We start from the raw sequence: 13,368 nt of genomic DNA, 5'->3' as shown, positions 1-13,368 counted from the left end.
ATCTAATATGTACCGATTTTCCTATAATTTATTCATTATTTTTAAGTGTGATTATCGTTAAACTTGATACAAAGGAGTAAGGACATGTTAGAAGAAAAAATTAAGAATCTCTTTCCGACGTTTGATAAAGAACATGAACTTATCATTCGTAAAGAAATAGAAGGGTACAAAATCTTTGAATCGCGAATCGAAGCACATTCAGAACGACTTGCATTCTATGCTCTTATCGATGCTGCACAAGGTGTTAAGGAAGTCGAACAAAAAGAGATATTAACTGAACGGGGTGTTCATGTTGATATGGGCCGAAAATATTTCTCAAAGAAATGGTTTTACAAACTCATAGAAATGATGGCGCGAAAAAAACTGAATCGATTGCAAATTCATATTTCTGAAAATGAGGGGTTTCGTCTTAAATTACCTGGATATGAATCGCTTTGTTCGAATCAAGCACTGAGTTATCAAGATATGCAAGATATCATTCAATATGCATCAAAATATTATATTGAAGTAATTCCATCGTTTGATACTCCGGGACATTTAAAACATATCCTTAAGTCGTATCCTCAGTATCGATTAAAGAATTCAGAATCCGCGCTGGATATTACAAATCCGAAAGCAAGGTTGTTTATCAAAGGGTTATTAAGCAGTGTTATGGATTGTTTTAAGGATTCGAAGGTCGTTCATATTGGTGGTGATGAATTCATACCTTTTGATCAATATGAATTCTACCCGGATTTAGAAACATATGCTAAGTCGGAAATCGATAAAGATGCAACTGGCTCTGATGTATATATTGATTATATAAATGATATTGGAAAGTTTGTCATGCAGTACAATAAAATACCTAGAATTTGGAACGATGGTATGTATCGATTGGATCAAAAATCGCATGTTTCTTTGAATGCAGACATTCAGATTACATATTGGACTAGTTGGCATGAAGGGATGGCACCACTTCATTCGTTTATAACTCATAATCATGATGTTCTTAATTTTATGGATGAAAATCTCTATTTTGTATTAGGAGAGTGTGCAGGATATTCATATCCCAACGTTGATAAAATGCAAAATAATTTTAATCCCTATCGATTCCCAAATAGGCATAAAAATACAGATTCGAGTCGGGAGCAATGGATTGAAATTAATCACAAACAGTATCTGGGTTCGTATTTCTCAATATGGTGTGATGACCCGAAGCAATGAGTGAATTGGAAGTAAATGAGGCAATTGAACCTTTGTTGAAAATATTTGGAGGAAAGTTATGGGAGTGAAATATATTGATTTATTATGGGTAAAATCTATAGTTTGTGTATTTTTAACTATATTTTGTACCTGTAATCTAAAGAATGTAAGCGTTACAATTGATGTGTCACAAGACAAACTGTACAACTGGGGTGAACGATGATGAAACAATTTATTAAAACAATGCGCAAGAATGGAATCTTCTTGTTAATGGCTTTACCAGGTGCGCTTTGGATGATTTTCTTCTTCTACATTCCTGTGTTTGGTAACGTAGTAGCATTCAAGGATTTTAGATTCTCGAGTCAAGGTGGATTTATCCGAAGCGTGATCGAAAGTGACTGGGTAGGTTTAAAAAACTTTGAGTTCTTGTTTAGTTCTGAAAATGCTTGGATTATTACAAGAAACACCGTACTCTATAATTTAGGATTTATATTTATAGGAACGGCGTGTGCAGTGGCGTTGGCGGTTATTATGAGTATGCTTCGTAATAAACGTCGTGTGAAGACATATCAAACGGCCATGATGTTTCCATATTTCTTATCTTGGATCATTATCTCATTCTTTGTATATTCCTTCCTGAGTCCTGATAAAGGTGTTGTGAACCGCTTGATGGTAAATATGGGCAAAAGTCCAGTTAACTGGTACACCGACCCAACATATTGGCCGTTTATCATTATATTGATTGGTATTTGGAAGAATCTCGGTTATCAATCAGTTATATATTTTGCTTCTATTATGGGTATTGATCCCACATATTATGAAGCGGCAAAAATTGATGGTGCTAACCGCTGGCAACAAATTCGCCATGTTACCATTCCACAAATTATTCCACTCATTAGTATTATGACCATACTTGCTGTGGGTAATATCATGAGAGCGGATTTTGGATTATTCTACAACGTTCCTCGAAACTCGGGTTCACTCACCGCAGTAACTCAGGTTATAGATACATTCGTATACAAAGGTCTTGCAGCTTCTGGTGATTTAGGAATGTCATCGGCGGCGGGATTATATCAATCCGTTGTTGGATTTATAATTCTGATGCTCGCCAATACGGTTGTAAGAAAGCTTGATCCTGAATCAAGTTTATTCTAGGAGGATACAATGAAGAAAAAGAATAAGAAAAGAATTGCCAGTGTTGAAGTTCGCAGTTTTGGAGAAAAAACAGATTTCTTCTTCTCAATATTTATTGGACTTCTTGCACTCTCGTGTTTATTTCCGTTCTTCTTTGTTATCGGTGTTTCGTTCACCAGTGAATCAGCATTAGCGATTCATGGTTATCGAATGATTCCAGCAGAATTTAGTTGGGACGGATATAAGTATCTTTACGAATTTAAAGATCAATTAATTTCATCGCTCGGTGTTACTGTATTTATTACTATCGTTGGTACTTTAATTAATACAACATTTACATCCACCTACGCGTATGCAATATCAAGACAAAATTTTAAATATCGTCAGTTTTTTACGAAATTCGCATTACTTACGATGTTATTCTCGGCAGGTATGATTCCAAACTATTTGGTTGTTACTAAAATGCTGGGACTTCGTAATTCAATCTGGGCGCTCATCTTACCGATGGCACTTAGCCCATTTAACATTATGGTTATGAGAACTTTCTTTAAAAAGACAGTTCCAGATGCCATCATCGAATCAGCTCGAATTGATGGTGCGAGTGAAATCCGCATCTTCATCCAAATTGTCATACCGTTGGCAGTTCCAGGAATCGCAACAATAAGTTTGTTCGCAGCTCTCGGATTTTGGAATGACTGGTTCAATGCACTATTGTATATCACATCTGATAACTTATTCCCATTACAATATTTATTGATGAAAATTCAATCAAACTTGGATTACATCGCACAAAATGTTGGATTATCGGGAGTTAATGCTGGAATGTCAATTCCACGTGAAGCAACACGGATGGCGATGGTCGTCATATCCACATTGCCAATTGCATTAACATATCCATTTTTCCAAAAGTATTTTGTGACAGGACTTACTATTGGTGGGGTTAAGGAATAAGAGGGTATAAAAAAACTTGCCTGTTTATGAAGTTATGAGGAAGAGGAGGACTATCATGAAAAAGGGCGTATATAAATTTACAGTTTTAGCATTAGCATTTCTACTGGTGCTAACAGGTTGTGGAAATAAGAAAGACGGAGGCGGATCCAAAGGTGGCGATGTTGTGACATTGCAAGTTTACCAAATTGGTGATGCTCCAAAGAATGTTCAGGAGTTAACTGACAAAATCAACAGTATTTCTGAAAAAGAAATTGGCGTTAAAGTAAACTTTAACTATATTGGTTGGGGAGATTACGAACAAAAAATGTCAGTAATGGTTACTGCAGGTGACGAATTTGATGTCGCATTTGCTAATAACTATACTGTTAATGCTCAAAAAGGGGCTTATGCTGATCTTACAGATTTAGCGAAAACACATGCTAAAGAATTCTTTGATTCAGTAGATCCAATCTACTATGACGGTAACGTTGTTAATGGAAAACTTTATGGTTTCCCAGTTAACGGAAATACATTTGCTCAACAAATGTTATCATTCAATGGCGAATTTATTGAAAAACATAACTTGGATATTTCTAAGATTAATACATATGCAGATGCAGAAGCAGTATTACAAGTTATCAAGGATAACGAACCAGAAACAGTGCCATTTGCAATTGGTAAAACATTCAAAGCTAACTTAGGAAACTTTGACTATGTATTGGGTGATGCACTTCCATTTGCTGTAAACCTTGATGGGGATCACAAGAAAATCATTAACCCATTTGAAACAGAACAAGGTATGACACGTCTTCGTGAAATGCACAGCTTATACAATAAAGGTTTAGTTCCAACAGATGCGGCTACAAATGATACATCTTATGACTTAAACAACAATACATGGTTTATGCGTCAAGAAACACAAGGGCCTGCTGACTTTGGCGATAACTTGTTAACACAAGTAGCTGGAAAAACAATTGTGTCACGTCCATTAAATAATGCATTGAAATCTACAGCACAAGCACAAATGGCTAACTTCATTGTTGCTCAAAACTCAAAACATAAAGAAGAATCTGTAAAATGGTTAAACTTACTTAACACAAATGCAGAAATGATGAATACATTGGTGTACGGTCTTGAAGGTACATCATGGGAAAAAATCGATGAAGGTCATCTCAAATTCTTAGATGGATATAAAGAAGGATACCACATGGCAGCATGGAATACAGGTAACTCTGCAATTCTATTACAACCAGAAAGTATTACTTCAGAAATGATTGCAAAACGAGAAGTAGATACTAAAAATGCAGTTGTTTCACCAATCGTTGGATTTAACTTTGTTACAGATGATGTGAAAACAGAAATCAGTAATGTTAAAAACGTTGTTGATGAGTACTATGCAGTACTTCATACAGGTACCGTAAATCCTGATGATGTAGTACCTCAATTTATTGAAAAACTAAAAGCTGCAGGATATGAAAAAATTCAAACAGAAATGCAAAAACAATACGATGCATTCTTAGCAGCGAAAGCTTAAATATTAAAATAGGGGGACGCTGTCCCTCTGTTTTCCTTATATAAGACAAAGAGTTGTCGTAGAAGTTTGTTGTTATCAGTTATAATGAAGGCGTAAAGGGGTATTCGATGGGAACATATGTAAGTGATTTTTTTGATCGGGTTTATGTAATGATTAAGTTATCCTTGATGTTTTGGGTGATGACTTTAATGGGAGGCGTTGTACTTGGGATAGGTCCAGCATTTTTAGGAATCGCGCAACTGTATCAAGAGTATGGTTGGTCACATCGTGATATGAATTGGAGAGAAATTGGGAACCTATTCGTAAGTAAGTTCAAGCGAGGGAATGCATTATTGTTTATCTTTGCAACTATCGTCTGTGTCCTTCTCTATAATTTATACTTGTCTACACAGATACAAGGAATTGCGATTTTATTTCTACAATTTTTAATTGCAACTGTGATTGTGTTCACAATTGGATCCTACTTCTATGCCGTACTTATTGATAATAACTTTGACATAGAATTGATTAATCTTTTAAAACTAAGTGTTATTTCGGTGATGGGAAACTTCTTCACCTTAATAAAGTTAATGGTTATGTTAATCTTTATCGGCTTTATTACATCTCGATATATGGGGCTTCTACCTTTTCTAACATGGGGTATGTTAGTGGTTGCTCTTTCGTGGGTAGGAAAACCATTAATTGCAGCACTTGATGAGCATTTGGGTTAATTGATGCGTAAAAGAAGTTTAATGAAACAATTGATTCATACGTATGCGATGGTCTTAATTGCAGTTATCATGCTCTTTACCTTCTTGGTAAGTTATGCAACAACGCAATCAGATCGCAGTGATGTCAACAATCAATTGAATCAAATAACACGGAATGTAACAACAGCTATGGGTGGCTATCAAACAGATTTGCGAAGAATGGTTCTCGAACTGTTTCCTGACCAAGTCAAGATTGATAGTATGCTTGATTACTTCTATATGGATTTTAGTAAATACTATACACAACAGTTGGAACTCCCGCAGTTTCAACTTTTTCCCCGAGATGTAGAAAAGTTATACGATCGCTATGATGGTATTCGTGGCTTTGTAGTTACATTGGACGCAACGGGTGATATATTCTATTCCAGTTCCGATAATAAAATGGGATATAAACCACAAAAGTTACCTGATATTTCGAAGTATATGATCTTTACAAGACCGATTATGAATTTTGAGTCATACAAAGCGGTAGGGAATCTCTATGTCTTAATGGACTATGAAGTCTTGGATGATTTGGTTTATCAAGAACGCTTTATGGTTGAACCAATTGTCTTTCTTCTTTCTCCCACTGGGAATATACAGTATGAGTACAACACTGGGAATGGGATTGAACTGAGAGAAGAAATACTAGAACGCTACAAGACACGGGAACCCTTAGATTCAGAAATGTTTGATAGATATTCTTACCAGCAAATCAAATTAAGTGACGGAACGACGCTGATTGTTGCGGCAAGAAACTATGATATATTCATGAAGTCGTTTAATACTTATGCGTTCACAATCATGGGTGGATTATTCTTGGTTGGCGTGCTTCTATTTGTATTGTTTAAAACTTTCGGTCGCTATGATGATCAAGTTAGAGACATTTTAGGGACTATGGAATCCGTACGAACGGGAAGCATTGATGATCGTATTGCGGTCGATAATAAAGAAGGGGAGCTCTTCACAATATCTTCTGCAATCAATGAAACTCTAGATAGTATGAATCGCTATATTAAGCAAATATATCAAATGGAAATACGCCAACAAGATATTAATATGCGTGCGCTTCAATCACAAATCAATGCCCATTTCTTATACAACACACTGGAATTTATACGCATGTATGCAGTCGCTGAGGGTGTTGATGAATTGGCGGACATTGTCTTTACATTTTCTACATTATTACGTAATAATATTTCCTTGGAAAAAACCACAACGCTTGCTAAGGAGCTGGAGTTTGTAGAAAAATATGTTTACCTGCATCAAATGCGTTATCCAAATAAAATTGCCTATAAGTTTGATGTCGCAGAAAACTTTGAAATGATTAGCATTCCAAAGTTTACTTTACAGCCGCTCATTGAAAATTATTTCGTTCATGGTGTAAATTATCGCCGTGTTGATAATGCAATAAAGGTCAATGTTTATAAAGAAAATAAACGAATACATATTCGAGTATCTGATAATGGTAAAGGTGTTGATGATGACACACTAAAAGCAATTCAATTAAGACTTGAGGAGTCGGAGTTTGATCTGGAAAATGATAAGTCAGTAGGGCTGGTGAATGTTCATGAACGGCTCAAAGTATTCTTTAAAGATCAAGATTATCGATTTGAGGTTGGTCGCAGCGAAAATGGAGGATTTGCAGTACTTATAAGCTTTATTGAGGAGGATTCAGATGTATAAAGTAATTTTAGTTGACGATGAATATATGATTTTAGCCGGATTGGAAAAATTGATTCAATGGGAAGCATTAGGTATTGAGTTGGTAGGAAGTTTTAGTGATGGTATTGATGCATTGGAATTTGTTCGAGAAAACCCTGTTGATATTGTGATTACTGATGTGAGTATGCCTGTCATGACGGGTATTGAATTTGTTTCACAAGCTCAAGAAGAAGATATTAACTTTAACTTTATTATCCTTTCGGGATATCAAGAGTTTGAATATGTCAAAGAAGGGATTCGCTTGGGTGCCGAAAATTTTATATTAAAGCCTATCGATAAAGTGGAATTGAATGGTTCGATTCAAAAAATTGTAACGAAACTTGATGAAGAGGAATACCATGAACAAGGGGATGAAATTTTATATCATAATACCCTTCTTCGTTGGCTCAACGACGACATTAATCCGGTTGATTTAAGACGAATTTTGAAACAATTGGGATACCGACTTGAACTTAATGAGCTCTATACAGTTTTGGCCATATCAGGTATCGAAGAGAAAAGAAAGAGTATCTGGTCGGAGTTTCTTGATCGGATGAATGTTTCATATCATATCTATGACAATGATATTTTATATATCATTGTTGCCGGTAACACGCAACGCTTTGATATGATCCGAAAAGGGATTGTATTACTTTCTCTTAAGGATAAAGAAAGAATGGCTATTGGCGAGTTGTATGTAAAGTTTGATCAAGTTCACCGTAGTTATGATCATGCGAGTTCATTATTGGAAATAATGCAGTTTTATAATGATGACTCTTATGGTCGCGATATTAGCATAAAAGATCGTCTCAATGCAGAAATGAGTCCAAATATATCGTTTGAAACGTTCCATCAAGCCTTATCATTGGGAGATGATAAAGGAATCTTTGCTCATGTTGAAGACTTGTTGGAACAGGTTATTCGAAACAATCCGGAACCAGAATATGTCCGTTACATGTCGTTTGTAATATTTTCAGATATCTATCGTCACTACAATCGGATTGCATCCAAACATTATTATGATAATTTGAAACGTCTTCATCATGCGAAATCAATGTTTGATGTTAGAGAAGTCTTGAAGAATTCCGTGATGATTAATCAAGAGCAAACGGATGTGAAACAATATAATGTCAATGTTCAAAAAGCTCTCCAAATGATTCATCAAAATTATACCGATGATCTTACCATAGGTGTAATAGCCGAATCACTTCATTTAAATGCTATGTACCTTGGACAAATATTTAAAAAAGAAACAGGCCTCAGTTTCTCACAGTATTTAAATCAGTTTAGAGTGAAAAAAGCTCAAAATCTCCTCGTCCAATCGAATCATAATGTCAATGAAATTGCGGAATTAGTAGGATATACAAGCTCTGGTTATTTTTATAAGAATTTTAAGAAAGAGTGTGGTATTTCACCTCGAGAGTATCGCGAGAGATCTCATAATTCAGAAGCATAATTAGAAAACGAACACTGTTACGGTGTTCGTTTCTTTTTTGTTATTTTGTACTTGAATAAGGTAACTGTTCGTCTGTGTAAGATTTGAAATGCGGTACAATACCTAACTCAAACTTAATGTTAGCTCCCTGAACTAATTCCTCGTGTTTGAAGTAGAGACGTGTGTAGGAAGAACCGTTAACTTTAACATCATTAATAAAGTTATGATGAGGTGTATTATTCTCGGTAGTAATTTTTATTGTTTTATTATGGGGGAGGTTTATTACAACTGAGTCGAAATACGGAATTCCCATGACATACTCCTGCGTACCGGGGCAAACAGGATAGAATCCAAGACTGTTGAAGACATACCATGCAGACATGCTTCCGTTATCTTCATCTCCTGGATAGCCATCAAACGTCGGTTTGAAAGTCTCTCTCATTAAACTTCTAATTAAAACTTGAGTTGATTCTGGATGTCCTGCGTATGTAAAGAGAAAAGGAATATGAAAACTTGGTTGATTCGAAATTGCCATTTGACCAAAATCAATAGCGGCAACCTCGCTCATTTCATGAATTTCGAAACCATAACTTCCGACGGAGAAAATTGGTTTTTGATTTACGAGGCGGGTAATTAACTGAATGAAATCATCTTGGTTTGAATATAAATTCATGAGTCCTTTAAAATCGTGGTAGACTGCCCAGGAATTTTGCCAGGAAGATCCTTCAGTATAAGCGTGCCCCCATGTGGTATCGATAAAGGGAACAGCAAATTTACCATCAGTATCTTTTGCTCGCATTAAACCAGATTCAAAATCAAATAGTTTTGCGTAATTGCGTGAACTGGTCATGAATTTTTCATAATCGTCATTTTTGTTGAGGAGTTTCGCAACTTGAGCGATGCAGAAATCACTGTAACTGTTATCTAGAGATTGATTGACACTTTCACCATAGTGGCTTGGCACATAACCGTATTTCCAATAATCGTTGACAGCACGTCTACCATATTGTGGATTAGTGGATTCAACAGTTGCGGATTTCACCATGGCATCATAGAACTCGTGAATCATGTCTTGAGCAATCCCTTTGGTCAAAGCATCACTAATAACCGCATCAATCAGAGTACCTGGCATTAACCCTCTCTCATCTGGAGACAACCATTTTGGTAAGTAACCAGATTCGTTATAGCTATTGAGGAATCCTCTGAGGAGTACTTCATAGAAGTCGGGTTCTATTAATGAAAATAATGGGAATAATGTTTTATAGGTGTCCCAAAAACCATTGTTTGTAAATAGAACACCCGGCATTACCTGTTTGGAAATAGTATTGTAATGAATTGGATTCATGGATTCATCCAATTCGTAAAATGTTTGTGGAAATAAGAAACAACGATAGAAAGCAGCGTAAAACATTTTTTCAGCTTCCGTATCTTTGTGTGTAACCACTATTTTATCAAGTTTTTCATTCCATGCTGCCGCAACTTGTTGATGTAGGGATATAAAGGTTTCGGGTTCACGCGATAAATTTAATGCAGCCTGAGTTGAACTGATAAACGATGTTGCTAATGAAAGGGTGGCGACAGTAACTTCTGTTTCGATGATCGCTATGTCACTTCCGTCTTCAAATTTTGATGCAATCAGTTTGAGAGGTGTATCAGCTGTCAGAATGACATGCATGGTGAAATCTTTGTCTTCACAACCGGAATAGTTCTTAATATCGAAAGTAATTGAATTGCTGTCTTGAGAAATGTTTTGAATGCCAGAATGGGCAGAAAGCACATATTTAATACAGTTTTGATCAGAACTTGTAGTTCGTAATTTCATGCCATATGTTGAAGCTGTTAACTCGGATCTTATATTGTAACGTAAGCTCTCAACTTGAAGAAAATCAGGTCTAAAAATAGCCTCATGGGTACGATAACTACTCTGTAAATGAAAGAGACTGCGGATGAGAGGATTTCCAGTGAATGGCGTTATTAAAAAATGACTGAAATCACCCATCCAAGGGCTTGGTTGATGCGTGCATCGAAATCCTGAAATCATTGGTTTTAAAGGGTCAAACCACCATGAACCTTCACCATTTTGGACGGCAAAGTAGTTCATAGCGAAAGGGGAACCCGTAAGCGGTAATGTATTACCATTTGAAAAGTTGGAATAGTTATGTGTACCAACTCGTGTATCAATTTCTATGTGTTTCATAGTTTCTCCTAATTGTGCGTTGATTCGCGAATAATAAGTGAAACATCAATGATAAGTCGTGAGGCAAGAGTGTCAGGCTTCTCAATCAGTTCTAATAGATGACGCATCGATTTGTTACCGATTTGTTTGAAATTTTGTTCAATGGTCGTCATTGGTGGATTTACGAATTGTGAAGCTTGAGTGTTGTCAAAGCCGACAATTTTTAAATCTTCCGGAATCGAGTACCCTTTTTTAATTAATCCATTCATGATCGAAATGGCTAAGATATCATTTTCGCAAACAATACCTTTAACCTCTTGTTGTATTAGAGTTTGAATAAAATTGTTCAAAGATTTTTCATCCTCTAGTAAGTCACAGTAGATTGGTTTTGCATTAAACTTAATATTATTATCGCTTAATGCTTTGAGATAACCAAAATATCGCTCACGAACTGAGGAAACATCCTCGACTCGTGTTGTGGTGACAAATGCGATAGAATCAAGACTTTGATCAAGAAGGTGTTGTGTAGCAAGATAGCCTCCTTGGAAGTTGTTTGAACTTACTGAGGAGAGAGGAACTCCTGAAACTTCTTTATCAAGAATAACAGTTGGAACATTTAAAAGATAAAGAGGATAAGCATACTCTAAAATATCAGTATTATTGAAGGGATAGAAAATAACACCAGCATAATTTTGAGCGATGCGTTCCAATTCTTCTGGACTGATTTTACTGTTTTGTTGAACTTGAAGTCGATACGGAGTATCAAGGAGTGCTTCCAACATGCCTTGAGTGTAATTTCCAAAACTGAATGTGTCTGGGAATGGCATGATAAAAAGAATATCAAACGGATTGCGCGCAGGTGCCTCTTTTTTTATGGGACTTACAAAACTGCCGATACCTCGTTGACGATAAATCAAGCCTTCTTGCTCGAGATCATTAAGAACGCGTTTGGATGTAATACGACTTACATTGTATGTTTGCGCAAGATCATTCTCACTGGGTAACTGGTCATGAGATTGATACTTGCCGTGGTAAATATCATTTTTAATCTGGTCTTTAATAACTTTATATAACGGTTTTGTCATTGTGACACCTCTTGGTATATCAACTTCATTTTAAATGAATGAAAGTTAGAAATCAACCCCATGATTCGTACCGAAACACCTATAGTTTGTACATTAAAAAGATAATTATTAAAGCATAAAATGGTGGTGTAACTGGTAACGATACTTGGTATATCAACAAAGGAGGAAATATGTCAACATATCATGAAATTCCAAAAAGTGTCACAAACTTAATCAATGAAATATCTCAACTCTGTGGAGAGTACCATCCTGGGTGGGCAGAAGTATTTGAGAACGTATACTCAAATACACTTCTAACTACAATCAAAAGAATCTCTGAAGATGATACATACGTTCTAACAGGAGATATTCCTGCAATGTGGTTGCGAGATTCCACAGCACAAGTAAGACCTTATCTACCACTAGCTGAAAAGGATGCCGAAATCAAAAACATGATTCGTGGTGTTATTTCGCGTCAGTTTGACATGATTTTACATGATCCTTACGCGAATGCATTTAATGAAACAGCAAATGGGGCAGGACATCAAACAGACCATACTGAAATGACGCCTCTCATTTGGGAACGTAAATATGAAATTGACTCACTATGCTATCCTTTACAACTTTCGTATCTTTATTATCAACATACTCAAGATGCAACAATCTTTGATGATCGTTACAAAGCGGTAGCTCAAACAATCATGGATCTGTGGCTCGTGGAACAACATCATGAAACATCACCATACACATTTATGAGAGATACGGATCGACTCGAAGATACATTAGGAAATGCGGGACGGGGTTCGGAGGTTGCATTCACTAAAATGACATGGTCTGGATTTAGACCCAGTGATGATGCGTGTATCTATCACTATCTTGTTCCTTCAAATATGTTTGCTGTAGTTGTCTTGGGATACGTTGAAACTGTTTTTACTTCTATCAATAAAGATGAGGTACTTGCGACCCAGGCTTATAACCTAAAAAAATCAATTGCAGAAGGAATCCAAGAACATGCAGTGGTTGAACATCTGGGAAAAGAAATCTATGCCTATGAAGTCGATGGATTAGGAAATGCATTGTTGATTGATGACCCTAATGTTCCAAGTTTATTGTCGGCTCCTTACTTAGGATTTTGTGAGATGGATGATCCTCTATATTTAAATACTCGAAAACATATACTTAGCGAAGAAAATGACTATTACTATGCTGGTGAATTTGCACAAGGATGTGGAAGTTCTCATACTCCTGTTGGGTACATTTGGCCAATAGCACTCGCTATAGAAGGTCTCACTACATCTAATAAACAAGAAAAAGCTAAGATTCTTGATACCCTAGTCAAAACAGATGGAGGTACCAAGATGATGCATGAAAGCTTTGATGTCTCAAATCCAAATAATTATACAAGAGAGTGGTTTTCGTGGGCCAACATGATGTTCTGTGAATTAGTTATGGATTACTTCGAAATAAAGGTGAAACGATAA

General features: G+C 36.1%; 10 protein-coding genes. 8 read left to right on the top strand and 2 right to left on the bottom strand.

The genetic code is table 11. The annotated features are described in order from the left end of the window. Positions 1-84 precede the first annotated feature (84 nt). The 7 genes from H9L01_RS01205 (at position 85) to H9L01_RS01175 (ending at position 8,668) form a co-directional block, all read left to right on the top strand. Positions 85-1,203: a family 20 glycosylhydrolase gene (locus tag H9L01_RS01205; protein ID WP_187534138.1), complete on the top strand. Its 1,119-nt coding sequence runs from the start codon at positions 85-87 to the stop codon at positions 1,201-1,203. A 201-nt stretch (positions 1,204-1,404) separates the two neighbouring features. After that, complete coding sequence (locus tag H9L01_RS01200; protein ID WP_187534137.1) at positions 1,405-2,337, top strand: ABC transporter permease; 933 nt, start codon at positions 1,405-1,407, stop codon at positions 2,335-2,337. A 9-nt stretch (positions 2,338-2,346) separates the two neighbouring features. Next, positions 2,347-3,267: a carbohydrate ABC transporter permease gene (locus H9L01_RS01195; protein WP_187534136.1), complete on the top strand. Its 921-nt coding sequence runs from the start codon at positions 2,347-2,349 to the stop codon at positions 3,265-3,267. A 55-nt stretch (positions 3,268-3,322) separates the two neighbouring features. Beyond that, positions 3,323-4,780: an ABC transporter substrate-binding protein gene (locus H9L01_RS01190; RefSeq protein WP_187534135.1), complete on the top strand. Its 1,458-nt coding sequence runs from the start codon at positions 3,323-3,325 to the stop codon at positions 4,778-4,780. A 107-nt stretch (positions 4,781-4,887) separates the two neighbouring features. Beyond that, positions 4,888-5,490, top strand: a complete 603-nt coding sequence (locus H9L01_RS01185) for a YesL family protein (RefSeq protein ID WP_187534134.1) — start codon at positions 4,888-4,890, stop codon at positions 5,488-5,490. A gap of 21 nt (positions 5,491-5,511) precedes the next feature. Further along, positions 5,512-7,194 carry a sensor histidine kinase gene (locus tag H9L01_RS01180; protein ID WP_187534133.1) on the top strand — a complete coding sequence of 561 codons (1,683 nt, stop codon included), beginning with the start codon at positions 5,512-5,514 and terminating at the stop codon, positions 7,192-7,194. Then, positions 7,187-8,668: a response regulator transcription factor gene (locus tag H9L01_RS01175; RefSeq protein WP_187534132.1), complete on the top strand. Its 1,482-nt coding sequence runs from the start codon at positions 7,187-7,189 to the stop codon at positions 8,666-8,668. Before H9L01_RS01180 ends, H9L01_RS01175 begins: the two co-directional genes overlap by 8 nt. A 40-nt stretch (positions 8,669-8,708) precedes the next feature. Here the strand turns inward: H9L01_RS01175 and H9L01_RS01170 are convergent, their stop codons facing one another. Then, positions 8,709-10,844: a GH92 family glycosyl hydrolase gene (locus tag H9L01_RS01170; RefSeq protein ID WP_187534131.1), complete on the bottom strand. Its 2,136-nt coding sequence runs from the start codon at positions 10,842-10,844 to the stop codon at positions 8,709-8,711. Positions 10,845-10,852: 8 nt separating this feature from the next. After that, positions 10,853-11,908 carry a GntR family transcriptional regulator gene (locus H9L01_RS01165; protein WP_187534130.1) on the bottom strand — a complete coding sequence of 352 codons (1,056 nt, stop codon included), beginning with the start codon at positions 11,906-11,908 and terminating at the stop codon, positions 10,853-10,855. A 170-nt stretch (positions 11,909-12,078) separates the two neighbouring features. Here H9L01_RS01165 and H9L01_RS01160 point away from each other — a divergent pair, with 170 nt between their 5' ends. Then, positions 12,079-13,368 (top strand): glycoside hydrolase family 125 protein, encoded by a 1,290-nt coding sequence (locus H9L01_RS01160; RefSeq protein WP_187534129.1) that lies wholly within the window; start codon positions 12,079-12,081, stop codon positions 13,366-13,368.

The organism is Erysipelothrix inopinata (assembly GCF_014396165.1).
GTDB classification, from domain to species: domain Bacteria; phylum Bacillota_I; class Bacilli_A; order Erysipelotrichales; family Erysipelotrichaceae; genus Erysipelothrix; species Erysipelothrix inopinata.
The sequence above is the reverse complement of the archived record's forward strand: the minus strand, read 5'-3'. Positions and strand labels throughout refer to the sequence as shown.